Source organism: Frateuria flava (genome assembly GCF_017837635.1).
In the GTDB taxonomy this organism is placed as follows: domain Bacteria; phylum Pseudomonadota; class Gammaproteobacteria; order Xanthomonadales; family Rhodanobacteraceae; genus Frateuria_A; species Frateuria_A flava.
The window spans coordinates 1-25261 of record NZ_JAGJRS010000018.1; the positions used below are offsets into that span (position 1 = coordinate 1).

General features: G+C 68.8%; 25 protein-coding genes. 12 read left to right on the plus strand and 13 right to left on the minus strand.

From position 1 onward, the window contains the following. Window positions 1-103 precede the first annotated feature (103 nt). On the minus strand, window positions 104-1375 hold the full coding sequence (locus J7I44_RS08785) for a GGDEF domain-containing protein (RefSeq protein ID WP_209619113.1): 1272 nt from the start codon (window positions 1373-1375) through the stop codon (window positions 104-106). A gap of 155 nt (window positions 1376-1530) precedes the next feature. On the opposite strand from J7I44_RS08785, the gene J7I44_RS08790 reads away from it, so the two are divergent. Then, window positions 1531-3561, plus strand: coding sequence for a tetratricopeptide repeat-containing diguanylate cyclase (locus tag J7I44_RS08790; RefSeq protein WP_209619116.1), 2031 nt, complete (start codon window positions 1531-1533; stop codon window positions 3559-3561). 15 nt (window positions 3562-3576) lie between these two features. Here J7I44_RS08790 and J7I44_RS08795 read toward each other — a convergent pair whose 3' ends face one another. Further along, window positions 3577-6216: a response regulator gene (locus J7I44_RS08795; protein ID WP_209619119.1), complete on the minus strand. Its 2640-nt coding sequence runs from the start codon at window positions 6214-6216 to the stop codon at window positions 3577-3579. Between the two features lie 291 nt (window positions 6217-6507). On the opposite strand from J7I44_RS08795, the gene J7I44_RS08800 reads away from it, so the two are divergent. Further along, window positions 6508-7407, plus strand: coding sequence for an NAD(P)/FAD-dependent oxidoreductase (locus J7I44_RS08800; RefSeq protein WP_209619122.1), 900 nt, complete (start codon window positions 6508-6510; stop codon window positions 7405-7407). A 21-nt stretch (window positions 7408-7428) separates the two neighbouring features. Here the strand turns inward: J7I44_RS08800 and J7I44_RS08805 are convergent, their stop codons facing one another. Further along, window positions 7429-8274, minus strand: coding sequence for a DUF3014 domain-containing protein (locus J7I44_RS08805; RefSeq protein ID WP_209619125.1), 846 nt, complete (start codon window positions 8272-8274; stop codon window positions 7429-7431). Window positions 8275-8356: 82 nt separating this feature from the next. Beyond that, window positions 8357-9052 (minus strand): VIT1/CCC1 transporter family protein, encoded by a 696-nt coding sequence (locus J7I44_RS08810; RefSeq protein WP_209619128.1) that lies wholly within the window; start codon window positions 9050-9052, stop codon window positions 8357-8359. 152 nt (window positions 9053-9204) lie between these two features. Between J7I44_RS08810 and J7I44_RS08815 the strand changes: the two genes are divergently transcribed. Then, complete coding sequence (locus tag J7I44_RS08815) at window positions 9205-9558, plus strand: hypothetical protein (RefSeq protein ID WP_209619132.1); 354 nt, start codon at window positions 9205-9207, stop codon at window positions 9556-9558. A gap of 338 nt (window positions 9559-9896) precedes the next feature. Here the strand turns inward: J7I44_RS08815 and rplI are convergent, their stop codons facing one another. From rplI to J7I44_RS08835, 4 genes are all read right to left on the minus strand, one after another. Further along, window positions 9897-10346: a 50S ribosomal protein L9 gene (gene rplI, locus J7I44_RS08820; RefSeq protein WP_209619134.1), complete on the minus strand. Its 450-nt coding sequence runs from the start codon at window positions 10344-10346 to the stop codon at window positions 9897-9899. A gap of 258 nt (window positions 10347-10604) precedes the next feature. Beyond that, complete coding sequence (gene rpsR, locus J7I44_RS08825; protein WP_209619137.1) at window positions 10605-10835, minus strand: 30S ribosomal protein S18; 231 nt, start codon at window positions 10833-10835, stop codon at window positions 10605-10607. Between the two features lie 17 nt (window positions 10836-10852). After that, window positions 10853-11287 carry a 30S ribosomal protein S6 gene (gene rpsF / locus J7I44_RS08830; RefSeq protein ID WP_245188066.1) on the minus strand — a complete coding sequence of 145 codons (435 nt, stop codon included), beginning with the start codon at window positions 11285-11287 and terminating at the stop codon, window positions 10853-10855. A 228-nt stretch (window positions 11288-11515) separates the two neighbouring features. Beyond that, on the minus strand, window positions 11516-11842 hold the full coding sequence (locus tag J7I44_RS08835; protein ID WP_209619140.1) for a HesB/IscA family protein: 327 nt from the start codon (window positions 11840-11842) through the stop codon (window positions 11516-11518). A 130-nt stretch (window positions 11843-11972) separates the two neighbouring features. Here J7I44_RS08835 and asnS point away from each other — a divergent pair, with 130 nt between their 5' ends. The 7 genes from asnS (at window position 11973) to J7I44_RS08870 (ending at window position 18050) form a co-directional block, all read left to right on the plus strand. Beyond that, window positions 11973-13388 (plus strand): asparagine--tRNA ligase, encoded by a 1416-nt coding sequence (gene asnS, locus J7I44_RS08840; RefSeq protein WP_209619143.1) that lies wholly within the window; start codon window positions 11973-11975, stop codon window positions 13386-13388. A gap of 5 nt (window positions 13389-13393) precedes the next feature. Then, window positions 13394-14185 carry a MalM family protein gene (locus tag J7I44_RS08845; RefSeq protein WP_209619146.1) on the plus strand — a complete coding sequence of 264 codons (792 nt, stop codon included), beginning with the start codon at window positions 13394-13396 and terminating at the stop codon, window positions 14183-14185. Further along, window positions 14182-14514 (plus strand): hypothetical protein, encoded by a 333-nt coding sequence (locus J7I44_RS08850; protein ID WP_209619149.1) that lies wholly within the window; start codon window positions 14182-14184, stop codon window positions 14512-14514. Before J7I44_RS08845 ends, J7I44_RS08850 begins: the two co-directional genes overlap by 4 nt. A 49-nt stretch (window positions 14515-14563) precedes the next feature. Continuing rightward, complete coding sequence (locus J7I44_RS08855; protein WP_209619152.1) at window positions 14564-15352, plus strand: SDR family oxidoreductase; 789 nt, start codon at window positions 14564-14566, stop codon at window positions 15350-15352. 127 nt (window positions 15353-15479) lie between these two features. Next, window positions 15480-16946: an aldehyde dehydrogenase gene (locus J7I44_RS08860; RefSeq protein ID WP_245188067.1), complete on the plus strand. Its 1467-nt coding sequence runs from the start codon at window positions 15480-15482 to the stop codon at window positions 16944-16946. 13 nt (window positions 16947-16959) lie between these two features. Beyond that, window positions 16960-17628 carry a carbonate dehydratase gene (gene can, locus J7I44_RS08865; RefSeq protein ID WP_245188068.1) on the plus strand — a complete coding sequence of 223 codons (669 nt, stop codon included), beginning with the start codon at window positions 16960-16962 and terminating at the stop codon, window positions 17626-17628. Beyond that, on the plus strand, window positions 17625-18050 hold the full coding sequence (locus J7I44_RS08870) for a RidA family protein (protein ID WP_209619156.1): 426 nt from the start codon (window positions 17625-17627) through the stop codon (window positions 18048-18050). Before can ends, J7I44_RS08870 begins: the two co-directional genes overlap by 4 nt. A 55-nt stretch (window positions 18051-18105) precedes the next feature. Here the strand turns inward: J7I44_RS08870 and J7I44_RS08875 are convergent, their stop codons facing one another. The 3 genes from J7I44_RS08875 to gorA all read right to left on the minus strand — a co-directional run bounded on the left by J7I44_RS08875 (window position 18106) and on the right by gorA (window position 20642). Next, window positions 18106-18303, minus strand: coding sequence for a hypothetical protein (locus J7I44_RS08875; RefSeq protein WP_209619159.1), 198 nt, complete (start codon window positions 18301-18303; stop codon window positions 18106-18108). Between the two features lie 187 nt (window positions 18304-18490). Then, a complete protein-coding gene (gene hutG, locus J7I44_RS08880; RefSeq protein WP_209619162.1) occupies window positions 18491-19267 on the minus strand; it encodes an N-formylglutamate deformylase in 777 nt (258 codons plus the stop codon). Between the two features lie 31 nt (window positions 19268-19298). Next, window positions 19299-20642 (minus strand): glutathione-disulfide reductase, encoded by a 1344-nt coding sequence (gene gorA / locus J7I44_RS08885; RefSeq protein ID WP_209619165.1) that lies wholly within the window; start codon window positions 20640-20642, stop codon window positions 19299-19301. Between the two features lie 134 nt (window positions 20643-20776). Here gorA and J7I44_RS08890 point away from each other — a divergent pair, with 134 nt between their 5' ends. Then, entirely contained in the window at window positions 20777-22216 is a 1440-nt protein-coding gene (locus J7I44_RS08890) for a hypothetical protein (protein WP_209619168.1), read from the plus strand. A gap of 77 nt (window positions 22217-22293) precedes the next feature. Beyond that, window positions 22294-22845 (plus strand): C40 family peptidase, encoded by a 552-nt coding sequence (locus J7I44_RS08895; protein WP_209619171.1) that lies wholly within the window; start codon window positions 22294-22296, stop codon window positions 22843-22845. A gap of 446 nt (window positions 22846-23291) precedes the next feature. Here the strand turns inward: J7I44_RS08895 and J7I44_RS08900 are convergent, their stop codons facing one another. Continuing rightward, the gene (locus J7I44_RS08900; protein WP_209619174.1) at window positions 23292-23777 is read right to left on the minus strand and encodes an FKBP-type peptidyl-prolyl cis-trans isomerase; all 486 of its coding nucleotides are present in this window, start codon (window positions 23775-23777) and stop codon (window positions 23292-23294) included. A 37-nt stretch (window positions 23778-23814) separates the two neighbouring features. Further along, entirely contained in the window at window positions 23815-25044 is a 1230-nt protein-coding gene (locus tag J7I44_RS08905) for an MFS transporter (protein WP_209619177.1), read from the minus strand. Between the last annotated feature and the right edge of the window lie 217 nt (window positions 25045-25261).

Genomic DNA, 25261 nt, shown 5'->3' on the forward strand with positions numbered 1-25261 from the left:
GGCTGGGTGGGTCGCACCTCCAGAATCCCGGGATCGCCCCGGGTGAACAACCTACTGAGAGATCACAACTAGCCGGCTGCGGGAGGCGTCGGCCTCGCGGCTCCTACGCCGGCTCCGGATCGGCATCGCTTTGCGGTGGCGTGCGTTCGGCCACTTTGCTGGCGTACATGGCGCGATCGGCGGCGGCATACAGGCGCGTCTCGTCCTGGCCATCGTCCGGGTACAGCGCCAGGCCGATGCTGGCGCCGATGGACAGCTGCAGGCCCTGGAACTCCGTACTGGCGTCGAACGCGCGCGCCAGCCGCTCGGCACGTGCCAGCGCGCCGGCCCGGTCGGCCACCTCGGGCAGGATCGCGGCAAACTCGTCCCCGCCCAGCCGCGCCAGCGTGTCGCCCGCGCGGATGCCCTGCTGGAGCCGTTGCGCCACGAAGTGCAGCAAGGCGTCGCCGGCCGCGTGGCCCAGCGTGTCGTTGATGCGCTTGAAGTCGTTGAGGTCGATGACCAGCATCGCCATGCGCCCGCCGCTTTCGCGCGCACGCCTGAGCGCCTGTGCCAGCCGATTGGCGAACACGCGCCGGTTCGGCAGGCCAGTCAGCGCATCGTGCTGGGAGGCATGTTCGGCGTGGCCGATCTGTTCCTCCAGCAAGGTGAAGATCATGCCGGTGGCGACCAGGAACTTGGGCAGGTTCCACGCCTCGTCCTGGATACCCCAGCCGGCCAGCCACGGCTCGAGCGCCGACGCCACGGGGAACACCGCCGCCCACGCGACGAAGCTCAGCGTGGTGAAGGCCACGCCCACCGACGGGCGCGCCGCACCGCGGTAGAAGCAGAACGCCACCGCCAGGTAGTGCCAGAACAGCATCCAGTTGAGCGCCTGGTCGATCGCGCCCTGCCAGGCGAACGTGGCCTGCACCGCATAGATCCCGACCACGATCGGCACGCACCAGGACGGCTTGCGCCGGTCGCGGCGGAACACCCAGGCGGTCGAGGCCATCCCCAGCGCGGTGCACAGCAGATACGCCAGGCGTGCGTCGGCGCCGTAGGCCGCCAGCACGAAGAACGCCACGTCGGGAACCGCCGCCGCCAGCGTGATGGCCAGATCCCGCCACCAGGCCAGGCGCGCATCGGAGCCGGCCCAGATGAAGGCCACGCTGGTCAGCAGCAGCATCGACAGCGATACGGCCAGCGCGGCGTCGGCTGCCGGGCCGGCCGCGAGGTTGCGCTCGACGAACTGCGCCACGATGTGCACCAGGATCATCGCCCACCCGACCAGCCAGTAACGCGGGCGGGTCTGGCCGGTTTTCCTGAGCAACGCGGCGAACACCAGCACCAGGCCGCCGATGGCAAGGAAATCGGGAACGACGGACAGGTTCAAGCGCGTGTCTCCGCACCGTCGACCGGCGCGATCAGCCAAAAAAATCCAGATCGCTTATCGGCCATGCGCGCGCAAGCTTGAATCGGGCCGGCCAAGGGCGCAACTGCAGGTGCGCGCGACCTCAAGTGTCTGTCCCGCCCGGCCGATAAGGAAGCATGAAAGCCTTTTTCCTGTCCGGGTTGTTCCTGTTGCTGCCGGCCCTAGCCATCGCCGGTGAGCGCGTGGACGACGTGCTGCGCGACCAGCGCCTGCACGGGTACCGCTCGGCGGCGGCGGCCATCGAGCGTCTGGGCAAGGCAGATGACGTGCCAGGGGCGGACGCGCCGCTGGAGCAACGCTGGCGCTACCACAGCGCCTTGCTTGACCTGGCCATGGCAGGTGGTGGGGCCGCCTCCCTGGAAGCGAGCATGAAGGCGCTCGAAGCCATGGCGACCCATGAGGCCTGCATGCGCTGCCGCTTCGACCTGCTGCTGGCCAAAGCCAACCTCACTGTACGGGCCTCCACGCCCGCCGCGGGGCGGGTCTACCTCGACCAGGCCGCCGCTCTGCTGCCACAACTGGATGGCGACCCCAGCGCGCCAGCGGCGCTGTTGTCCGCCCAAGCCTGGAATGCAGGCGTGGACGGACGCTTCAACCTGGCCATCGAAACGCGCCTGAAGGCCTACGACCTGGCCGCCGAGCGTCATGATGAAGCCGAGCAGATCCGCCAACTCGCCGCCATGACCCCTCTGAACGCCGACATGGGCGACCCGCGCCGTGCCGTCGAGGTCGGGGAGGAGGCCTATGGCCGCGCCAATGCCGTGAACTACCACGCCATCATGGGCACCATTGCGCTGGACCTGGGTCACGCCTATTCGCTGCTGGACGACCGGCCGCACCAGCGGGTGGCACTGGAACGCGCGCTGGCCCTCTCCGAGCACGATCCCGCTCAGATGGCCATCCGCATCCTGGCGCTCAACAACCTTTCCGACTACTACCTCAGCCAGTCCGGCCAGAATCAGCGCGTGCTCGACTATGCGCGCCGCGCCGATGCGCTGGCCCGCGATGCCGGCAGCGAGATCGACCGTGCCGCGCCGTTGGCCAATATCGGCATCGCGCTCAGCCGACAGGGCAGGTTCGACGCGAGCGTGGCCACGTTGCACCAGGCCATCGACATCTCCGAACGCCACGGCAATACCACCTACGTCATCGGCATCACGCAGGAACTGGTCAAGGTGCTCGAAAGCGCTGGACGCTACCGCGAAGCGCTGGCGCAACTGCAGAAGGCCGACGCCCTGGAGGCCGACCTCACTCGCCAGCAGCGTGAGAAAGTGGTGCTCGACCTGCAGGAAAAGTACGCGGCCGAGCGCAAGAGCCAGCAGATCGCCCAATTGTCGGCGCAGAACCAGCTCAAGCAGGCCCAGCTGGCCGCCGAGAGCTGGCGCAACCGGCTCTGGGTCGCCCTAGCGGCCATGCTCGCGCTGGGCTCGGTGCTGCTGATGCATTCGATCCGGCGCGCCCGGCAGGCCAACCGGCGGCTGGCGCGGCAGTCCTCGGTCGATCCGCTCACCGGCGCGTTCAACCGCCGCCACGCGCAGGGCTTGCTCGACCACCTGCAGCAACCGGCACGCCGGCGCGCGACCGACCCGGAACCGGGAGCCGGCACCGGCTTGCTGATCCTGGACCTGGATTTCTTCAAGCACATCAACGACAGCTGGGGCCACGCCGCTGGCGATGCCGTGCTGGTGGCCGTCGCGCAGCGCCTGCGCGGCCTGCTGCGCCATGGCGATGCGATCGTGCGCTGGGGCGGCGAGGAGTTCGTGCTGATCCTGCGCGACACACCGGCCAGCGCCCTGCCCGCGTTGGCGCGCCACGTACTGCATGCGATCGGCGACGCACCGGTGGAGTTCGCCGACCAGCGCGTGCCGGTGACGGCCTCGATCGGTGCGGTGAATTTCCCGGCCCGGCCCGGCCAGGGGTGGGAGGATGCGCTGGCGCTGGCGGACCTGGCGCTGTACCAGGCCAAGGCGGGCGGCCGCAATCAGGCCTTCTGCCTGACCCGCGTATCGACCGGCGCCGACTCCGCGCGGCTGTCCCGCGACCTGGCGCAGGCGCGCGCTGCGGGCGAGGTGGATCTGGAAGTCGTGCCCGGCCCCGTCAGGACGCTTGCCGCCTTGAGCGAGGCGCGCGTGGCGCTGTCGGCCTAAAGTCCCAGGCATCGCTCATGCGCGGCGCACCGGGCGGTTCCGGCCGTTCGCGCCGATCATGTTCTGCACCTTGGCCAGCAGGTCTTCGTCGCGGAATGGCTTGCTTACGATGCGCTCGTCTCCGATGTCCTTGAACGCACCGAAGTCGGCATAGCCGGTGAGAAACAGGATGGGTAGCGAGGGCCGCTTGGCGTGTGCCTCGCGCGCCACCTCCGAGCCGTTCATGCCGGGCATCGCGTAGTCCATCAGCATCAGGTCGATCTCGCCGCCCTCGCGGTCGAGCACGTCCAGCGCCGAACCGCCGCTGCCAGCCTCGATCACCTCGTAGCCGCGCTCGGCGAGAATCGCGGCGGTGACCTCGCGCACGTCGGTATCGTCATCGACCAGCAGGATGCGATGCCGTGCCACGCCGTCGGCCCGGTGTACCGGTGTCGATGGCGCCTCTTCCGCGTGCGCCGTGGCGCCGGCCGCGCGCGGCAGGTACACCTTGACCGATGTGCCTTCATGCGGCCGCGTGTCGATCCGCACGCCGCCGCCGGACTGCTTGGCGAAGCCATATACCTGCGCCAGGCCGAGCCCGGAACCCTTGCCCACCTCCTTGGTGGTGAAGAACGGTTCGAACGCGCGCGCGAGCACCTCCGGCGTCATGCCGCTGCCGTGGTCGGTCACCGCGACCATCACGTAATCGCCGGGCGCGGGTTCCTCCGGCCGGGACGCCGGATCGCGCAATGCCACATTCGCGGTTTCCACGATCAGCTCGCTGCCCACGGGTGAGGCATCGCGCGCATTGATCGCCAGGTTGAGGATCACCAGCTCGATCTGGGTCGGATCGACCAGTGCGGTCCACAGACCCGGCTGCAGCCTCATGGTGAGCTGGACCGAGCCGCCCATGGAACTCTGCAGAAGATCGCGCATGCCGGCAACGATGCCGTTGAGGTCCACCGCCTTGGCTTCCAGCCGCTGGCGGCGCGAGAAGGCGAGCAGTTGCGCGGTCAGTTTGGCGCCGCGCGAGGCGGCGTCCTTCATGAAGGTCAGGCGCTGGCGGATGCGCGGATCGCTCTCGAGCTTTTCCGCGCACACGCGCTCGAGCATGCTGATGTTGCCGGTGATCACGGTGAGCAGGTTGTTGAAATCGTGCGCCACGCCGGAGGTGAGCTGGCCGACGGCTTCGAGCCGCTGCATCTGGCGCAACGTGGCCTCCACCCGCTCGCGCTCCTCGATTTGCGCCAGCAGTTGACGGTTGGTCGCGGCCAGCTCGGTGGTGCGCTCGGCGACGCCGCGTTCGAGCGCTTCCTGCGCGTGATGTTCGAGCGTGCGATCGCGCAATACTTTGAGGTAGCCGAGCAGCCGGCCGCCGCCGTTGCGCAGCGGCATCATCAGGCCGCTGGAAAAGAAGCGCGAACCGTCCTTGCGCACGCGCTGCCGGTCGTACTGGGCGCGCCCGGTCTCGGCGGCGCATCGCATTTCCTCTTCCAGCACACCCTGGTTGCGGTCCTCGGGCGTGAAGATGATGTCCACCCGCTGGCCCAGTACTTCGTCTTCGCGCCAGCCCAGGAGGCGCTGCGCGCCGGAGTTCCACAGCGTGATGCGCCCCTCCAGGTCGAGCGTCAGGATTCCGTAGCCGGTGGTGCTTTCCAGGATCAGCTTGAGCCGGTTGCTGGTCGCGCGCAGCGCGGCTTCGGCGCGCGCGCGCTCGACGTTGGCCCAGGTGCGCTCGGCCACCTCGCGCACGACCGCTTCGTCCTCGTCGGTCCAGTGCCGCGGCTCGCGCTGCTGCACCGACAGAAAGGCCGCCAGCCGGCCGCCCTTGACCAGCGGCACGGTCAGGCTGGCACGCAGACCGCCGAGCGCGTGGTGGGCCTTGGCCACCTCCGGTTCGACCCGCGGATCATCGAAGGGATCGTCCACGCGGATGGCCACGCCGGTCAGCGCTTCGGCGATCAGCCGGGGACCGAGCTCGGACAGGCGGTGCCGCCCCACCGCGCTGGGCATGTCGCCGCGCAGCCAGTCGCGCTCGACGGTGAAGTATTCGCCGGTGTCGTCCACTTCGCAGTACCCCACGCGATCGGCACGCAGGTGCCAGCCCAGCCGGCGCGCGGCGACGGCCATTACGTCGCGCGGGTCGGTCAGGTCGCGCAGGGCGTCGCCCAGCCGCGTGCGGAAGCGAAGGCGTCGCTCGGCGAGCACACGCTGGGTGGTCTGGATCGCTTCGTTGACCAGCCCCGCCACCCGCCCGTTTTCGTCGCGTACCGGTCCGATCCAGTAGTCGTAGTACGCCACCTCGCGGAACGTCTGGCGTTCGATCAGGAACCGCGCGTCGCGAAAGCAGCTGGGTGTGCCCTCCAGCGCGCGCTGGATCACCGGTTCGGTGATGTCGGGCGCTTCCGGCCAGACGTCGCGGAACGGCCGTCCCAGCGCCTCCGGCCGGCTGCCCAGCAGTGGCCGGTACGCATCGTTGTAGATGCACGTCAGCTCCGGCCCCCAACCGAGCGCGATCGGCAATTCGCTCTCAAGCATCATGGACACGAGCGTGCACAGCGAGCCGGACCAACGATCGTACGGTCCCAGCGGCGAGTCGGCCCAGTCGAAGTCGCGGATGCGCTGCGCCATCTCGCCGCTGCCGGCGATGAAACCGCCCCCTGCTGACGCTGGCATGGAGGATCCTGGCAAGCGCACTCCTCGCGAGCCTCCCTGCGCGACATGCTGGTTGGATGGGATGGCCGGTTCAGGCGTGGCGGCCATCCGTGCCGGTCCCGCACCGTGCGCCTTCCGCTCGTCAGGCCGGCGGCCGGTCGCGGGTCGCCATCTGTGACGCCGTTCACACTATCGACCGGCCCTTGTCGCCGGGCCGGCAAGGGGCCGTGAGGGTGCTGTCTCGTCGGGTCCGCTGCGCCGCCCGGGCTTCACGCGACGGCCACCCGGGCTGTCGCCCCATGGCGCATCCACATGCCCGAAGAAATACTCGATTGCCTGATCGTGGGGGCCGGTCCCGCCGGTCTCACGGCGGCCACCTACCTGGCCCGCTTCCGCCGGCACATCCTGCTGGCCGATGCGGGGGCCAGCCGCGCGCGCTGGATCCCGGCCAGCCACAACTGCCCGGGCTTTCCGTTCGGCGTGGCGGGCAACGAGTTGCTCGCGCGTTTCCGGCTGCAGGCACAGGCGTACGGCGTGCCTGGCGTGCGCACCCGCATTACCCAGCTGGACCGCCACGCCGAAGGCTTTACCGCCAGCGACGGCGAGCGCCGGTGGCATGCGCGCACGGTGATGCTGGCCACCGGGGTGGTCGACCGCCTGCCCACGCTCGAAGGCGTGGAGGACGCGATCGCCTCGGGCACCGTGCGCCTGTGCGCGGTCTGCGACGCCTACGAGGCGCGCGATGACGTGATCGGCGTGCTCGGCCCGGCCGATTCGGCGGTCGGGCATGCCGCGTTCCTGCGCACGTTCTCCCGGCACGTCTGCGTGCTGCCCACCGACGACACGGCGCTGGACGAGGGCCTGCAGCGACGCGCGACCGACGGCGGGGTGCAGCTGTGGCCCGCCCCGCGGCGGCTCGAGCTGGTCGACGGTGTCTGCCAGGCCCACTTTGCCGACGGTCGGCGGCTGCGTCTGGAGACGCTCTATCCGGTGCTGGGCGCCGATGCGCAGTCGGGACTCGCCGCGGCTCTGGGCGCGCGGATGGACGACGAAGGCGCGCTGGTGGTGGACGACCACCTGCAGACCAGCGTCCCCGGAATCTACGCCATCGGCGACGTGGTCAGCGCGCTCAACCAGATAAGCGTTGCGGTGGGCCATGCGGCGATCGCCGCGACCGCCGTGCACCGGCGGCTGCCCCCCAATCATTGCTAGATGCTCGACCCAGGGCGGGCTTCATCGCGCCGAAGCGGCCCCGGCCGGCAGCGTGGCGCCAGTAAGCAGGGCACGGATCTGCCGCAGCTTTGCCTTGACCTGGGCCTCGTCGTCTGCACCCAGGCGCATCAGCAGCTTCTGCCCCGCCGAACGTGCCTCCAGGCCAGCATCCGCGTAGCGATAGAACACCTTCGGCTGCACCAGGGCCACCGGCCCATCCGGCACCGGCGCGGCCAGCATGTCGTCGATGGCGATCACCAGGCGGTCGTTGAAGTAGCCCTTCGGATAGCCAAGGTCGCGATAAGCCTGCTGGAACAGCGGGTAGTGCGCGACGTACCACGCCACCAGCGCCTTGGGATCGACGCCCTCGAGCACCTGCATGTACGGCGCATAGCGCTCGGCATTGCGCGGGCTCAGGGTGATGGCGCCATCGGCCTGCTCGACCACGAACGCGCCCTGGGGCGTCTTCAGCGGCAGGATGTTGGTGCCCACGCTCTGGCGCGGCAGCGCGTCCACCGTGGCGACAACGCGGCGGATGATCTGGTCACGCCGCAGCAGCCCGTCCAGCGGGCTGCCGCCCAGCGCCAGCAGCGCGCTGGCGACATCGGTATCGCTGGCATCCAGCGCCGGCAGCGGCGCAGTCGAGGCAAGTGCCGGCGTGGCCTGGGCGATGGGATGCTGGATCGCGGTGGAAGCGGCTGCCGGCCCGGTGCCGGCGCTGGCGGCTGTCGTCGACGCCGGCACCGGCGTCGGCTCGCCGCCCGCCTGCGTGGCCTTGCGCCAGATGAACACGCCCACGGCGATGGCCAGGATCACCACCACGCCCGAGACCAGCCACTGCCCGATGGAAGACTGCTTCTTTTTCAATGCGCTTACCGCCCGTGTGAATTGCCTGCCCCCTGCATAACCCCCGTGGCGGCGATGTGCAACCCAAGCGACGGCGCCGTACTCAGGGAACCGCGCCAAACAGCATGCCCGTGCCGGTGGTGAGCCCCATCGCCAGGGCGCCCCAGAACGCGATGCGCAGCGCACCGACACCAGCGGCGGCCCCGCCCATCCGCGCGGCGAGTGCGCCGAGCAGCGCCAGGCAGGCGAGCGAGACGGCGAAGACCAGCCATAGCTGCATCGCTCCGGACGCCATCGCCGCCACCAGCAGCGGCACCACGGCGCCCACCGCGAAGCTTGCCGCGGAGGCGGCCGCCGCCTGCAGCGGTCGCGCCCGGAACACCTCGGTGATGCCCAGTTCGTCGCGCGCGTGGGCGTCGAGCGCGTCGTGCGCCATCAGCTGTTGGGCGACCTGCCGTGCCAGTGCCGGCTCCAGTCCACGCCCGACGTAGATGTTGGCCAGCTCGCGGTGTTCGGCATCGGTGTCGGTGGCCAGCTCCTCGCGCTCGCGGGCGAGCTCGGCCTGCTCGCTGTCGGCTTGCGAATGGACCGACACGTACTCCCCCGCCGCCATCGACATCGCGCCGGCAACCAGTGCAGCGATGCCGGCGAGAAGCACGGCATGGCGGTCCGCGTGCGCGGCCGCGACACCCATCAGCAGGCTCGCGGTGGAGACGATCCCGTCGTTGGCGCCGAGCACGGCGGCGCGCAGCCAGCCCATGTGCCCGGTCCGGTGGCGTTCGTGGTGGTGACGGCGCATGGGCGCTCCTCGGCTATGGATGGGGCGAGCATACCGTCGCAGCCCGACTGCTGGCCGCAGCCAGGCATACCGGGCTGGCGTGTGCCTGGCAGGCTTTACGGGGCGGTCACCGCACGGCCGTCAGCATGAGCCCGTTGCGAGGAGGAGCCGCCATGTCCCGATCGACCACCCCGACCGGCCCCGGGCCGGGCAAGACCACCAGCAATCCGGCCATCAGCGGCGTCGGCACCGGCATGGGCGCGGGCAACGCCGCCGGCCCCGGCGTCGTCGGTGGCGTGCAGGCCGGCACCGTCAACGATGCCGCCCAGGGCGCCAGCACCGGCGACGCGGCCGATCCGAGCCTGGGCAGCGGCATGGCCGTGCCCGAGCAGGGCAACCGCATGGGCGACGCGGCCACCGCGGGGGCGCCTGGCATGGGCGAAAGGCCGCTGGGTGTCGGCGGCGCGCCGATCGAACCAGACGCGCTGCCCTACAACGTGATCTCACCCCCGAACGCGGGGCGTTGAGGCGGCTGCCCCCAAGCCTCACCAGAGGAGCTGTCGCCGCTTCACCGCGGGCGCATTGGAGCTGAGGCAAGAGGACTTGCCGGTCTGTCTGCGCGAGCGGCGCACCTGGCTCCCTCTCCCCTCCGGGGAGAGGGTTGGGGTGAAGGGCCGGGGCTCGCGGGAATGCTTCCCCCATGGGGCTTTGTTGGTCGTTCCAGCGTTGGCTTTCCGCGACCTCGGCCCCTGCCCGCCCGGACCGGACTCGACGCCATCAACCCCCTGGAGGGATTTCCGGCAAGCAGGCAAAAGAAAACGGGCGCCCGAGGGCGCCCGTTCGTCTACCGCGATGATGGATCGGCTTACTTCTCGCCGACCACGATCACCTTGACCTGCGTCTGCACATCGGCGTGCAGGCTGATCACCACGTCGTACTCGCCGGTGTTGCGGATCGGGCCTTCGCCCTGGATCACTTCACCCTTGCTGACCTTGTGGCCGGCCGCTTCCAGCGCATCGGCGATCTCGCGCGGGCCGACCGAGCCGTACAGCTTGCCTTCGGGGCTGGCGTGCGCGGCGATGGTCACCTCAGCGCCTTCCAGCTTGGTCTTGCGCGACTCGGCGTCGGACAGCAGGCTGTTGGCCTTGGCTTCGTACTCGGCGCGGCGCTTCTCGAAGGCTTCGAGGTTGGCGGCGGTGACCGGCACGGCCTTGCCCTGCGGCAGCAGGTAGTTGCGGCCGTAACCCGGCTTGACCTTGACCTTGTCGCCCAGGTTGCCGAGGTTGCGGACTTTCTCGAGAAGAATCAGTTCCATGGGTCTTTCCTTTCGTTAGCGCCGGGGAGGCCGGCGCAGCCGTGGACGGTTGTCCGAAGAGCAGGGAATGGGGAATGGTCAATCGGGAATGGAAAAATCGAGGAGCGCGCTGCTCCGGACGATTCCCTATCCGCGATTACCGATTCCCTATCCGGATGTCGTCAAACATCGAGGGAATGGTCAATCGGGAACGGAAAAGTCGGGGAGCGCGCTGCTCCTGACGATTGCCCATTCCCGATTCCCTATTCCCGGACGTCGTCAGACGTCGTGATTATCGGTATACGGCAGCAGCGCCAGGAAGCGCGCACGCTTGATGGCGGTGGCCAGCTGGCGCTGGTAGCGCGCCTTGGTGCCGGTGATGCGGCTGGGGACGATCTTGCCGTTCTCGGTGACGTACTGGCGCAGCGTGTTGAGATCCTTGTAGTCGATCTCCTTCACGTCTTCGGCAGTGAAGCGGCAGAACTTGCGGCGGCGGAAGAACTTGGACATGGCTATGTGCTCCTGGATCAGTCGCTGTCGCGATCGTTGTCGCGCTCTTCGCGCTCACGGCGGGCCGGGCGCTCGTCGCCGTCGCTGTCGTCGTCGCGACGACGCGTGGACTTGGCGTCATCCTTTTCCTTGGACTTCAGGATGAAGGACGGCTCGGTGTCGGCTTCGTCGCGGCGAACCACCAGGTGGCGCAGCACGGCATCGTTGAAGCGGAAACCGGACTCCAGCTCGTTCAGAGCGTTCTGGCTCACTTCGATGTTGAACATCACGTAGTGTGCCTTGGCCAGGTTCTCGATCGGGTAGGCCAGCTGGCGGCGACCCCAGTCCTCGAGACGGTGGACCTTGCCGCCGTCGGCCTCGATCAGCGCTTTGTAGCGGTCGATCATCGCCGGGACCTGCTCGCTCTGGTCAGGGTGGACCAGGAACACGATTTCGTAATGACGCATGGTCATTGTGGTGTTGGCTCCTTGTGGATGCGGCCCCGAAGGACCTCGCAGCCTCCCGCCGGATGCGGTGAGGCAAGTGCCTGCCCACACCGATGCGGCGCGGACAGAAGCGGAAGTGTATCGCGCCGCGCATTGCCACGTAAAGCGCGCGTGATTTCTGCAGGAGCCCGCTTGCGGGCGATGCACGGGCAAGAGCAGCGCCCGCAAGCGGCCTGCTGCCTCGGCAGGACGCGTTCAGCCGACGGTGAAGCTCTCGCCGCAGCCGCACTCGCCGGTGGCGTTGGGATTGTGGAACACGAACGCGGCATTGAGACCCTGGCGGCGGAAATCGATCACCGTGCCCTCGACCATGGGCAGGCTCCTGGCGTCGACAATCAGGCGGATGCCGTCGACTTCCAGCGTCTGGTCGTCCGGGCGCGCGTCCTCGGCCAGGTCCACCACGTAGGCGAAACCCGAGCAGCCGGTGCGCTTGACGCCGAAGCGCACGCCTACCGCATCGGGCGTCTGGGCGAGGAACTGGCGGATGCGCTCGCGGGCGGGGGGAGTGATCGAAATGCTCATGGCGCCTGAAGGTGAAGAAGGCCGCGGGCCTACATTATCATGCGGGTTTGCCCCGACGCGCCGTGCTCCGGCGCGGCGAATCGAACACGACAGCGTCCAGATGCGGCGCGCGCGCAGGAGTTTCAATCCCATGGCGGTAGTTAGCCCGACCTTGTCCAGCGTCAAGCAGGCCCTTTCCGGCGCCATCGAGGCCGGCAGCACCGTGACCGTGCGCGGCTGGGTGCGCACGCGGCGCGATTCGAAGGCGGGCCTGTCCTTCGTCAACGTCAGCGACGGCTCCTGTTTCGATCCGATCCAGGCGGTGGCGCCGGCCACGCTCGCCAACTACGAGAGCGAGATCCGCCACCTGACCGCCGGCGCCGGCGTGATCGTCACCGGCACCCTGGTGCCCTCGCAGGGCAAGGGCCAGGCGTTCGAGATCCAGGCGACCGAGGTGGAAGTGACCGGTCTGGTGGACGACCCGGAGACCTACCCGATCCAGCCCAAGCAGCACTCGATGGAGTTCCTGCGCGAGGTGGCCCACCTGCGCCCGCGCACCAACCTGTTTGGCGCGGTCACGCGCGTGCGCCACACCATGATGACGGCGATCCATCGCCACCTGACGGCCGAAGGCTTCTTCTGGATCAACACGCCGATCATCACCACCTCCGACGCCGAGGGCGCCGGCGACATGTTCCGGCTGTCCACGCTGGACCTGGCCAACCTGCCGCGCACGCCCGAGGGGAAGGTCGACTTCCGCAAGGATTTCTTCGGCCGCGAGGCGTTCCTGACCGTCTCGGGCCAGCTCAACGTCGAGGCCTACTGCCTGGCGATGAGCAAGGTCTACACCTTCGGCCCGACCTTCCGTGCGGAGAATTCCAACACCCCGCGCCACCTGGCCGAGTTCTGGATGATCGAGCCGGAGATCGCCTTCGCCGACCTCGCCGCCGACGCCGACTGCGCCGAGCGCTTCCTCAAGGCGATCTTCAAGGCGGTGCTGGACGAGCGCGCCGACGACATGGCGTTCTTCGCCGAACGCGTCGCGCCGGACGCCATCACGCGTCTGGAGAACTTCATCGCCCAGCCGTTCGAGCGCATCGACTACACCGACGCGATCGAGATCCTGAAGAACTCGGGCCAGAAGTTCGAGTACCCGGTGGCCTGGGGCGTCGACCTGCAGACCGAACATGAGCGCTACCTGGCCGAAAAGCACGTCGGCCGCCCGGTGGTGGTGATGAACTACCCCGAGGCGATCAAGGCGTTCTACATGCGCCTGAACGACGATGAGAAGACGGTCGCTGCGATGGACGTGCTCGCGCCGGGCATCGGCGAGATCATCGGCGGCAGCCAGCGCGAGGAGCGTCTGGACTACCTCGATCGCCGCATGACCAAGTTCGGCCTGGACCTCACCACCTACGGCTGGTACCGCGACCTGCGCCGCTACGGCACCGTCCCGCACGCCGGCTTCGGGCTGGGCTTCGAGCGCCTGCTGTGCTATGTGTGCGGGCTGTCCAACATCCGCGACGCGATCCCCTACCCGCGCGCCGCCGGATCCGCCGATTTCTGACCGCCATGCTCCGTCGCCTTCCGCTGACATTCCTGCTGGTCGCCCTCACCCTGCTGCTTGGCGCATGCCACAGCGTCAAGGTGCTGGTGCCGCCGAACCTGCGCCCGCCGACCGACACCGGCAATGCGCTGGAGCAGGCCAAGCTCCAGTTGCAGAAGGCCACGCCCTGCTGCGGCAGCTTCGCGGATTTCTCCTACCTGACACCGCTGCCGTGGCGGCCGAAAAAGTTCGAGCTGGGTCCCGGCAGCATGGTGGCCAGCCTGAACGGTGTGCGCAGCTACTTCCTCGCCTTCCGCCTGCCGGCCGACGCCAAGCTGCCCTACCGGGTGGCGTTGAAGTCGGAATTGAACGGCCGCTGGCTGCATTCGAGCTACCTGTTCGCGCCGACCACGGTGTTGCTCGATGCCGCCTTCCAGCCGATCGACTCGCAAGACATCCAGCTGTGCGAGTACATGGGCTGGAGCAGCGCCACTACCGGCGCCTTCGGACAGCTCAAGGTGACCAGCGACAAGGCGCGCTACCTGGTGGTTTACAGCTCGGCCGACCAGCAGGCCGGGGACACCTACTGGGAGCAGTCGCCGGCCACGTTCTCGGCCGAGGCGCCGGTGCGGATGACCTCCAATGGCAGTTTCCGCATCCCGCACGGGCCTGACGGCGCGGTCTGGATCGGCATGATGAACGAGAGCTACGCCAAGGCCGTGGAAAACGGCATCTGCGACAAGGCGCCGGAAGGCAAGGGCCTGCTCAACACGCTGCGCACCGCGCTGCCCACGCACTGGAGCAAGAGCGGCACGTGAACTCCTTCGTCGCGCTCTACCTGCTGCTCCTGACCGGCGGCATCGCCTGCTTCGTGCTGTATTACCTGGCGCAGTACCGCATCGCGCAGCTGCTACGCCAGCGTCACCCGCAGCAGTGGAAGATCATCGCCGAGCCGGATCAGGGACGACCCAGCGCGGTGCGCACCTGGATGCGCATGCAGCACGTGTTGCGCTCCTCGCAGCCGCGCCTGCCGGAACTGCTGCGGGACGACGCGATCACCCGCTGGTTCGGCCTGTGGCGGGTGTCGCCGTGGCTGGCCTGGGGCTGCTGGTTCGCCGCGATGTTCCTGCAGTGGAAAGCACGCTGAAGGCAGCACCGCAACCCCAGCAGGGCTACGTCCAACACGGAGGCATTCGATGCAACTGGACCTTTCAGGCCGCCATGCACTGGTCTGCGGCGCTTCGCAGGGCATTGGCCGCGCCACCGCCATCGAACTGGCCGAACTGGGCGCCACCGTCACCCTGCTCTCGCGCTCGCCCGGTCCGTTGGAGGAACTGGCAGGCCAGTTGCCGCGCCCGCGCGAACAGGAACACCGCTGGCAGGCGGTCGACATGCTCGACACCGCGCGCCTGCAGGGCGTGGTCACCGACGTGGCCGCATCCGGCGCCGTCCACATTCTGGTCAACAACAGCGGCGGCCCGCCCGGCGGCCCCGCGCACACTGCCGACCCGGCCGCCTTCGAAGCGGCGTTCCGCCAGCACCTGCTCGCCGGCCAGGCGATGGTGCAGGCCCTGCTCCCTGGCATGCGCGAGGCTGGCTATGGGCGCGTCGTCAATGTGATTTCCACCTCGGTAAAGGAACCGATCCCGAACCTGGGCGTGTCCAATACCGTACGCGCGGCGGTGGCTGCGTGGGCCAAGACGCTTTCGGGCGAACTGGCCGCCGACGGCATCACGGTCAACAACGTGCTGCCTGGCTACACCCGCACCGGCCGTTTGGACAGCCTGCTTGGCACGCAGGCGAGGAACAGCGGCCGCAGCGAGAACGACATCGCACGCGACCTGATGAGCACCATCCCCGCGCGGCGCTTCGGTGAGCCAGCCGAGGTCGCGGCCATGATCGCCTTCCTTTGCACACCTGCCGCCGCCTACGTCAACGGCGTGAGCATCGCCGTCGACGGCGGCCGTACCCGCGCGCTGAGCTGAGCCTCCCGCAAACGCTGGACACCCCGTTGCAGATGCCCGCTCGCGGGCGATGGGCGTGATACCGGCGGCGCGCGACATACGCCGCCGTCCGGTGCATTCCCGCCCGGCAGGTCGTAAGCTTGTCCGGATGCCTACCCTGCGCCTCGCCAACCTGATCGACGGCCGCCTGGTGGCCCCCCGTGCGGACCGCTGGCTCGACGTCCACGAACCGGCCACCGGCGAAGTATTCGCAACCTGTCCGGATTCCGATGCAGACGACGTGGCCGATGCGGTCGCCGCCGCCCGCCGCGCCGCGCCAGCCTGGGCCCACACCCCGGTCGAACAGCGCGCACGACTGCTCAACCGCCTGGCCGAGCTGATCGAACGTGACCTTGAGGCCTTCGCCGCGCTCGAGTCGCGCGACAGTGGCAAGCCGCTTGCGCTGGCGCGCCACCTCGACATCCCGCGCGCGGTCAGCAACCTGCGCTACTTCGCCGCCGCGGTGCAGGGTTGGGAAAGCCAGTCGCACGCCATGGTGCTGGGCCAGCCGGACACCGGCGCGGTCAACTACACCCTGCGCCAGCCGCTGGGCGTGGTCGGCTGCATCAGCCCGTGGAACCTGCCGCTGTACCTGTTCACCTGGAAGATCGCGCCGGCGCTCGCCGCTGGCAATGCGGTCGTGGCCAAGCCTTCGGAAGTCACGCCTTGCACCGCGGCGCGGCTGGCCGAGCTCAGCATCGAGGCGGGCTTCCCGCCCGGCGTGATCAACATCGTGCAGGGCCGCGGTCCGAGCGTGGGCCAGCCGCTGGTCGAACATCCCGACGTCAAGGCGATCTCGTTCACCGGCAGCACCGCGACCGGCGCGTCGATCGCCGCCGCCGCGGCGCCGCGGTTCAAGAAGGTGTCACTGGAGATGGGCGGCAAGAACCCGGCCATCGTGTTCGCCGACGCGGACCTCTCCGACGCCAACCTCGACACCATCGTGCGCTCGGGCTTCGCCAACCAGGGCGAGATCTGCCTGTGCGGCTCGCGCCTGCTGGTGCAGCGGTCGATCTACGAGCGCTTTCGCGAGCGCTATGTCGACCGCGTGCGGCAACTGGTCGTGGGTGATCCGCAGGAACCGTCGACGAATCTCGGCGCGCTCGTCTCCGGACCCCACTTCGACAAGGTGATTGGCTGCATTGCCCAGGCCCGTGCCGAGGGCGCCGCCGTGCTATGCGGCGGCGAAGCGGTGCACCTGTCCGGACGCTGCGCCAACGGCTGGTTTGTCGCACCCACCGTGATCGAAGGGCTGCCCAATGCCAGCGCCACCAACCAGACCGAGATCTTCGGACCGGTGGTCAGCCTGATCCCGTTCGAGGACGAGGCCGAAGCGATCGCATGGGCCAACGACAGCCGCTATGGCCTGGCCGCCTCGGTGTGGACGCAGGACCTCTCCCGCGCCCACCGCGTCGCCGCCGCGCTCGACTTCGGCATCGTCTGGACCAACTGCTGGCTGCTGCGCGACCTGCGCACGCCGTTCGGCGGGGTGAAGCAGTCGGGCCTGGGCCGCGAAGGCGGCACCGAGGCGCTGGCCTTCTTCACCGAGCCGAAAAACATCTGTATCCGCTATTGATCTGGGAAAAACCATGCCGCATACCCTGAAGGATCTGCTCGCCAACAACCGCCGCTGGGCCGCCAGCGTCACCGCCGCAGACCCGCACTTCTTCGAGCAGCTCTCGCAGCAGCAGGCGCCTAAGTACCTGTGGATCGGTTGTTCGGATTCGCGCGTGCCCGCCACGCAAATCGTCGACCTGCCGCCGGGCGAGATCTTCGTCCACCGCAACGTGGCCAACGTGGTGGTGCACACCGACCTCAATGCGCTGAGCACCATCCAGTTCGCGGTCGACGTGCTCAAGGTCGAACACATCCTGGTGGTCGGCCACTACGGCTGCGGCGGCGTCGGCGCGGTACTGCGCAAGGACAAGCTGGGCCTGATCGACAACTGGCTGCGCCACGTCAAGGACGTCGCCTTCAAGCACGAAGCCTCGCTGCAGCCGCAGGTGCCCTTCACCGAGCGGCACGAGCGCCTGTGCGAACTCAATGCCATCGAGCAGGCGCTCAACGTGTGCGGCACCAGCATCGTGCAGGATGCCTGGGAGCGCGGCCAGAAGCTCACCGTGCATGCCTGGATCTACGGCCTGACCGACGGCCACATGCATGACCTGGGGCTGATCGTCACCGATAGGGAAAGCATGGCCGGGGCCTACCGCAAGGCGCTGGACGGCCTGGCCGAGCGCTGGCAGTCCCCGTCGTGAGCGAAGGCATCCGCACACAGGCCGCGCCGGCACCGGTCGGCGCCTACCCGCACGCGCGCCGGGTTGGCAACTTGCTGTTCCTTTCCGGCGTCGGTCCGCGCGAGCCGGGCACCAATCGCGTGCCAGGCAACGTCCACGAGCACGACGGCAGCCTCGCCGCCTATGACATCGAGGCGCAGTGCCGGCAGGTGTTCGCCAACGTGCGCGCCGTGCTTGAAGCCAGCGGCGCGCGCTGGGAGGACCTGGTCGACGTGACCGTCTTCCTCACCGACATGGCACGCGATTTCCCGGCCTACAACACGCTCTACGCCGAGTATTTCGCCGGCGTCGACGCCTGCCGTACCACCGTGGGCATCGATGCCCTGCCGACGCCGATCGCGATCGAACTCAAGTGCGTCGCCGCGCTGCCCGCGGGCCGCTGAAACAAAAAGACCCCGCCGGCAAAGCCGGCGGGGTCATTGAAGGCATCGGGCCGGATTACTTGCCGGCGGCCGGCTTTTCCGCCGCCTTCTTCATCGCCTTGTGGGCGTGATGGTGGTGAGTCGTGGCCTTCTTCGGAGCCGCGGCCGCCTGCTCGGTCTTGGTCGCTGCCTTCGGAGCTGCGTCCTGGGCCAGCACAACACCGGAAAGGGCCACGCCCGCCACGAGCAGGGAAGCGATCACGAGCTTACGCATAAGAACCTCGGAACGTTGTTGAGGAGCCGCGGACCCGGCCGGAACCCGGCATCGCGGGCGGCGCGGCGAGGGCACGATGCGGCGCGCGCTGGATACGGCAACTGAACACTGCAAGCGGCCACACGCACGCCGATCGCGCCCGGCCCTTGACTTGCGACGGCCGGCCTTGCGCGCGAAGGAACTTGCGTCAGCCGAGGCAGGCGCGCAGCAGCCGCTCGATCGCGGCGCGCAGCACCGCGGCCTTGTCTTCGTCCCACGCGAAGCTCTCTTCATCCATGTAATTGTGCTGGGTCATTTCCAGCTGCACGGCGTCGACGCCTTCGTTTGGACGTCCATACTGCCGCGTGATGTAACCGCCCTTGAAGCGGCCGTTTACCGCGAAATCGAAGCGGTCCTGTGCCCGCAATACCTCCTCCAGCCGCTGCTGCAGCGACGGCAAGCAGCTCGCGCCATCGGCGGTGCCCAGGTTCAGATCCGGCAGCCGCCCCTCGAACAGCATCGGCACGCGGCTGCGGATCGAATGCCCTTCCCAAAGCACTACGCGGCCATGCATCTGGCGCAACCTCGCAAGTTCCTGCTGGAGCGCGGCATGGTAGGGACGCCAGTAATCGTTCACGCGCCGTTGAACTTCGGACTCGTCCGGCTCGCCTTCGCGGTACAGCGGCTCGCCATCGAAGCCGATGGTGGACACCAGCCCGGTCTCGCGCCGGCCCGGGTACAGCGCGTGGCCGTCGGCCGGGCGGTTGAGGTCCACCACGTAGCGCGAGGCCAGCGGACGCAGCAGGCTGGCGCCCATCGCCTGCGCCAGCGGCGCATACAGGCGGGTGACGTGCCAGTCGGTATCCGGCGAGCGCCGCGCCGCCGGATGCATGCGTGCGGCGATGTCCTCGGGAATCTGGCTGCCGTCGTGCGGCAGGCTGATCAGCAGGGGCGCGGTGCCCTGATCCAGGCGGAAGATGTCCATCGGTCCAGTGTAGCGCCGGCGACACGCCGGCTCAGTGCATCAGGAGCAGCTCTTCCGACGAGGTCGGATGGATCGCCACCGCGCTGCGCAGCTCCCGCCGCGTAAGCCCGCGCCGCATCGCCACCGCGAAACCCTGCAGCATCTCGTCCACGCCGGGCCCGAGCGCATGCAGGCCGAGCACGCGTTCGTCGTCGCCGGTGCAGACCAGCTTCATGACGGTTGGCTCGCGCCGTTCCGCCACCGCGAACTGCAGCGGCACGAAGCGCTTGCTGTAGACCGCCACGGCGTCGCCGTAGCTCGCCCGCGCCTGCTCCTCGGTGAGGCCGATCTTGCCCAGCGGCGGATCGGCGAAGACCACGGTGGGAATGGCCTGGTAGTCGAAGCTCGCCTCCGGCTGGCCACCGAACAGCCGCTCGACCAGCGCATACCCGGCCGAGACCGCCACTGGCGTGAGCGCGGGGCCATCGGTGACGTCGCCGATGGCGCTGATCCCGGGGACGGTGGTGTTCTGGTGCGCATCGACCTGGACGAAACCCTTGCCGTCACGCGCCACGCCGATCTCCTCCAGCCCGAGCGCGTCGCTGTTAGGCACGCGACCGACCGCCCACAACACCGCCTCGTACGGCCCGTGCGCGGCGCCGCGTACATCGTCCAGCAACAACGCGCCTGCTTCGCCGCGGGCGCCGCTGACGTTGCTCTGCGGCGTGATGCGGATGCCCTGCGCGCGCATCTGCGCGGACAGCGCCTGCACCAGTTCGGCATCGAAGCCATCGAGCAGTTGCTTGCGGATCAGCAGCTCCACCTCGCAACCGAGCGCGCGCAGCAGGCAGGCAAATTCGGTCGCGACATAACCGCCGCCGACGATGCCGATCGAGCGCGGCAGCGCGCGCATGGAAAAGACATCGTCCGACACCATGCCCAGCTCGAACCCCGGCAACCGAAGCCGCCGTGGCCGCGCGCCGGTGGCGATGACGATCTGCGGCGCGCGGTAGTGGGTGCCGCCGGCCTGCACCGTGTCGCGCGCCAGCAGGCGGCCCGCCGCGCCGACCCAGGTCACGCCCGCTTCCCGCAATCGCTCGGTGTAGCGTGCGCGGATGCCCTCGATGTAGCGGTCGCGCAGCAGGCGGAAATGGTTCCAGTCGAACCGGCCGGGCGTGAGGTCGAAGCCGTACTCGACAGCCAGCGCCTGCGCGTGGGCCAACTGCGCGGCGAACCACAGCGCCTTCTTCGGCACGCAGCCCAGGTTCGCACAGGTGCCGCCCGGCGGTCCGGGCTCGACCAGCGCCACCCTGGCGCCGTAACGCGCGGCGCGCTGCGCCACGGTCAGTCCGCCGGATCCGGCGCCCAGCACGATCAGGTCGAAGTCGCGTGTCATGCAGCCTCCACAGTGTGCGTCCGGAAGCATGCCCGCCCCAAGGTGACGGACACGAGCAGGCCGGCGCATGGGCCTTGCCCGGGAGCCGTGTGAAATCTAGTCTGGCCCCAAGCCATTCCAGGGGAAGCCGCCGCATGACGTTCCGCCTGCACGCCATCCTCGCCCTCGTAGGGATTGCCGCCATGCAGCCGATGCCGGCGCACGCCGGCAGCATCTCCACGCGACAGTTGCTGGCCGCCATGCGCGAAGGCAACGAACTGGGACGCTACGGCTATCTGCTGCAGGCGATTCCGCAGATGGACGGGGCAAACCGCGCGATGGCGCAGCAATATTTCGCCTTCAGCGAAGGCGAACTGGGTCTCTACGGCGAAGCGGTACGCGACTTCCCGTTGAAGGCGCATCTGCCCGCGGATACCGTGCTGCCCGCGCCAGGCCAGTGGCAGGCCGCCGACGCGGTGGACACCATCGTCGACCTGGCCGCGCATCGGCGCGTGGTGATGGTCAACGAAGCACATCACGACGCCCATACCCGGCTGCTGACCCTCGCATTGTTGCCGCGGCTGCGCGCGTTGGGCTTCACCCACCTGGCGATCGAGGCGCTGGTCGAGGATGGCGACGCGCTGCGCCAGCGCGGCTACCCGACCGACCGCAGCGGCACCGAATACATGCGCGAACCGGTGTACGGAGAGATCGTGCGCGAGGCGTTGCGCCTGGGTTACGTACTGGTGCCCTACGAGTCGACCACGCCCGGCGGGCAGGAACGCGAAACGCAACAGGCGCAAGCGCTCTACCGGAAGGTGCTGGCAGGCGATCCGAAGGCCAGATTGCTGGTCCACGCCGGTTACGCGCACATCGACAAGGCCAGGGGGCGGCTGGGCGACGTGCTGCCAATGGCCATGCGCCTGGAGGCGTTGAGCGGACTGGAGGTGCTCAGCATCGACCAGACCGAAGTGCGCGAGGAGGAACCGTTCAACGAGCTGGAAGCCTACCGGGTGGTCAACAACGCCGTGCGCACCGGCGATTCGCTGCGCGGCGTGCCACAGAGCGGGCTGACACCTCACCTGGACACGCGTACCGCCCTGCGCGAGCCCTACCACCAGCTCGTCGCGGCGTTCCATCCACAGCATGCGATCGTGTTGCGTCACGTGGGGGACGGCCGCCTGTGGAGCGCGCGTCCGCGGGCCTATGACATGAACGTGATCCTGCCACCGGCCAACGAGCGGGTCAGTTCCTACGTGCGCGATCGCGTCATTTCGTTGAAGATCGACGGCAAGGCCACCATCGCCCTGCCCCCGGCCGCCGACGGCCATCGTCCGGACTGGCTGTCGCTGCATGGCGAGCGCCGGGCGGTGCCGGTCAGCTCTCGCCTTTGCGGCAACGTCTTCCCTTGCCTGGTGGAGGCTCACTACGCCGACGAGCCAGACGACGCCGTGGCCGCCGACCGTTACGTGTTCCTGGAGAACGGCAGCGACAACACGCTCTGGCTGCGGCCGGGACGCTATCGCCTGCGCGGCACGAATGCCGCTGGCGAGGTGATGGCCGAGCGTCCGTTGCAGGTTGACGCGGCGCTGTGAGACCTCCAGCCGGGTTTCACGAACTTGACGCAAGCCATTGATTGGCTAAGCTTCGTCAAAATACTGCCAGGGTTGCCATGACTGCGTCCGGACGCCTTCCTGCCGCCACACGCCTGCGCGTCGCTCTGCTGGGGACGGTGCTGCTGGCCGGTTGCGCAGGCAGCCCGCATCGGCGCGAACCGACCTTCAGGGGCTCGCATTCGTCCCTGGCCGACCTGCCCGCGAAGGCGCCCTCGGCGGCCAGTGCGGGCACCGCCAACGATGTGCTGTTCCGGGCCATCGCCCTGGTCGGCACGCCCTACCACTGGGGCGGCAATACGCCCGACGGTGGTTTCGACTGCAGCGGACTGGTCGATTACATCTATCGCCAGGCGGCGGACATCCTGCTACCGCACAGCTCGCGCGCCATGTCCGAAGTGGACGGGCGCAAGGTCCGGCGCATGACCGAACTGGCCAGCGGCGACCTCGTGTTCTTCGACATCGGCGGCGACATCAGCCACGTGGGCGTGTATGTCGGCAAGGGGCGGTTCGTGCACGCGCCCAACAGCGGCGGCACGGTGCGGCTGGACGACATCGACGGGCCGTATTGGCGCGACCACTTCGCGTTCGGGAAACGGTTGCTCGATTGAGCGGCTGAGGCAAGGCCTCCCCCATCCGCCCTACGGGCACCTTCCCCCGCAAGCGGAGGAAGGATCAACCCGCACGCTCCTGTCCACCCAGCCTTCCCCCATAGGCGACCAACCTGCCGGATGCACCTACCGAGCCTTCCCCCGCCCGCGGGGGAAGGTGCCGGAGGCGGATGGGGGAAGCCTTGCCACGACCTCACAAGGCAAAAAAAACGGCGCCGCAGCGCCGTTTTCTTGCCAGCTCAGTGCGCCTCCTGCCCCGGCGGATGGGGCGTGGCCGCGCTTGACCTCTTCCTCAGTGGCGTCCCGCAGGCTGCCCGCTCGCGCGATGCCGACTACCGAGCCTTCCCCCGCTCGCGGGGGAAGGTGCCGAAGGCGGATGGGGGAAGCCTTGCCACGACCTCACAAGGCAAAAAAAAACGGCGCCGCAGCGCCGTTTTCTTGCCAGCTCAGTGCGCCTCCTGCCCCGGCGGATGGGCGTGGCCGTGCTTGACCTCGTCCTCGGTCGCGTCGCGAACTTCCTCGATCGCCACGTCGAAGTGCAGGCTCTTGCCCGCCATCGGGTGGTTCAGATCCACGTCGATCGTGCTCATGCCGACCTTGTGCACGGTCACCGCGCGGTGGCCGCCTTCCTTCAGCGCCAGCACGGTGGCCATGCCCGGCTTGAGCTTGTTCGCCTGCTGGAAATACTTCTTCGGCACGCGCTGGATGCGGCCGTCCTCGCGCTCGCCGTAGCCCTCGGCCGGCGCGACGTCCACCGCGAGCGTCTCGCCCGCCTCGTGGCCCTCGAGCGCCTTCTCCAGGCCGGGGATGAGCTGGCCGTGGCCGAGCAGGATCCACAACGGCTCGCCGTTGTCGCGCGAACTTTCCACCTTGTCGCCGTCCACCGTGAGCGTGTAGTGGAACGCGATCACCTTGTCCTTGCCTGCCTTCATTGCCTGTCTCGTTGAGGGTGCAAAGCCCGGGATTCTATCAGTCCGGCGCGTGGCCGAAGCCCACCCCGCGCGCTTCGGGCCCCAGCCAGGCGAGCAGGGCCAGCACCAGCGCCACGACGGCGATCCATACCGACATGGCGAACGCGTAATCGCCGCCGTGCGCCTTGGCAATCCACGCCTGCGCGGTGGCCGTGACCGCCGCCAGCAGGTTGCCGGTCTGGTAGGCGAAGCCCGGCAACGTGCCGCGCACGTGCCCGGGCGACAGTTCGTTCAGGTGCGTGGGCACCACGCCCCAGGCACCCTGCACCATCACCTGGATCAGGAACGCGCCCACGCCATAGAGCACCAGCGTGCCGCCATACATCCACAGCGGGATCACCGGGATGGCGAGCAGCGCGGCGATGACGATCGCGCGACGCCGCCCGATCCGCTCCGACAGCGCGCCGAAGAACAGCCCGCCGACCAGCGCACCGAGGTTCAACAGCGCCACCAGCACGAACGCGGCGGTCGAGCCGGTGGGCAGATGCAGGTTGACCTCCTCGAACGTGTGGTAGAGGTCCTGCGAGCCGTGGCTGAACATGTTGAACGCGGTCATCAGCAGCATCAGGTACAGCGCCAGCTTCCAATGCCCGCGCATCGCCTCGCGCAGGCCGCGTCGCGGCGCCTGGCGCTGCTGGCGCCACACCGGCGACTCGGGCACCTTGCGGCGAATGTAGAGCACCAGCAGCGCCGGTGCCGCACCCACCACGAACAACCCGCGCCACCCGATGTGGTCGATCAGCAGCCAGTTGGCCAGCGCGCCGAGGAAGAAGCCGCAGGGATAGCCGCTCTGCAGCAGGCCCGAGACGATCCCGCGCGCTTTCGGCGGAATCGCCTCCATCGCCAGCGAGGCGCCAATGCCCCACTCGCCGCCCATGGCGATGCCGAACAGGAAGCGCAGCACCAGCAGCATGGTCAGCGACGTGGAGAACGCGGTGGCCAGCTCGAATACCGAGAACAGCACCACGTCCAGCATCAGGATCGGCCGCCGCCCGTAGCGGTCGGCCAGTCGTCCGAAGATCAGTGCCCCGAACGGCCTGGCGGCGAGCGTGAGCAGCAAGGCCAGCGTCACGTCGGCCTTGTCGACACCGAACTCGTTGGCGACGCCGACGATGACGAAGGTCAGCAGGAAATAATCGAAGGCATCCAGCGTCCAGCCCAGGAAGCTGGCCAGGACCGTATGGCGCTGGTCATGGTCCAGCTCACGCAACGTGGACACGACGCTCATCCGGACGCTCCCAGCATCAGGCCGGTCATCAGGCTAGCACGCGGTCCCGTGAGGACCGTCGCCCGGATGCGGCGCGGCACGATGACACGCTCCCCGGACCGGCGTAGGTTGCCCTGCCGGCACATCGCTCCCTGGGGAGGATCGGCGAGTGCCGATGCGACGGCGGGACGTGGCAGGAGGCTACCGCCCGCCCATCCATTTCCTTGGGAGGGAAACA

Coding starts and splice junctions, on each gene's coding strand:
- J7I44_RS08790 (WP_209619116.1), top strand. CDS start 1,531: ATGAAAGCCTTTTTCCTGTCCGGGTTGTTCCTGTTGCTGCCGGCCCTA.
- J7I44_RS08795 (WP_209619119.1), bottom strand. CDS start 6,216: ATGCCAGCGTCAGCAGGGGGCGGTTTCATCGCCGGCAGCGGCGAGATG.
- J7I44_RS08800 (WP_209619122.1), top strand. CDS start 6,508: ATGCCCGAAGAAATACTCGATTGCCTGATCGTGGGGGCCGGTCCCGCC.
- J7I44_RS08810 (WP_209619128.1), bottom strand. CDS start 9,052: ATGCGCCGTCACCACCACGAACGCCACCGGACCGGGCACATGGGCTGG.
- J7I44_RS08815 (WP_209619132.1), top strand. CDS start 9,205: ATGTCCCGATCGACCACCCCGACCGGCCCCGGGCCGGGCAAGACCACC.
- rplI (WP_209619134.1), bottom strand. CDS start 10,346: ATGGAACTGATTCTTCTCGAGAAAGTCCGCAACCTCGGCAACCTGGGC.
- rpsR (WP_209619137.1), bottom strand. CDS start 10,835: ATGTCCAAGTTCTTCCGCCGCCGCAAGTTCTGCCGCTTCACTGCCGAA.
- rpsF (WP_245188066.1), bottom strand. CDS start 11,287: ATGACCATGCGTCATTACGAAATCGTGTTCCTGGTCCACCCTGACCAG.
- J7I44_RS08835 (WP_209619140.1), bottom strand. CDS start 11,842: ATGAGCATTTCGATCACTCCCCCCGCCCGCGAGCGCATCCGCCAGTTC.
- asnS (WP_209619143.1), top strand. CDS start 11,973: ATGGCGGTAGTTAGCCCGACCTTGTCCAGCGTCAAGCAGGCCCTTTCC.
- J7I44_RS08845 (WP_209619146.1), top strand. CDS start 13,394: ATGCTCCGTCGCCTTCCGCTGACATTCCTGCTGGTCGCCCTCACCCTG.
- J7I44_RS08855 (WP_209619152.1), top strand. CDS start 14,564: ATGCAACTGGACCTTTCAGGCCGCCATGCACTGGTCTGCGGCGCTTCG.
- J7I44_RS08860 (WP_245188067.1), top strand. CDS start 15,480: ATGCCTACCCTGCGCCTCGCCAACCTGATCGACGGCCGCCTGGTGGCC.
- can (WP_245188068.1), top strand. CDS start 16,960: ATGCCGCATACCCTGAAGGATCTGCTCGCCAACAACCGCCGCTGGGCC.
- J7I44_RS08875 (WP_209619159.1), bottom strand. CDS start 18,303: ATGCGTAAGCTCGTGATCGCTTCCCTGCTCGTGGCGGGCGTGGCCCTT.
- hutG (WP_209619162.1), bottom strand. CDS start 19,267: ATGGACATCTTCCGCCTGGATCAGGGCACCGCGCCCCTGCTGATCAGC.
- gorA (WP_209619165.1), bottom strand. CDS start 20,642: ATGACACGCGACTTCGACCTGATCGTGCTGGGCGCCGGATCCGGCGGA.
- J7I44_RS08890 (WP_209619168.1), top strand. CDS start 20,777: ATGACGTTCCGCCTGCACGCCATCCTCGCCCTCGTAGGGATTGCCGCC.
- J7I44_RS08895 (WP_209619171.1), top strand. CDS start 22,294: ATGACTGCGTCCGGACGCCTTCCTGCCGCCACACGCCTGCGCGTCGCT.
- J7I44_RS08900 (WP_209619174.1), bottom strand. CDS start 23,777: ATGAAGGCAGGCAAGGACAAGGTGATCGCGTTCCACTACACGCTCACG.
- J7I44_RS08905 (WP_209619177.1), bottom strand. CDS start 25,044: ATGAGCGTCGTGTCCACGTTGCGTGAGCTGGACCATGACCAGCGCCAT.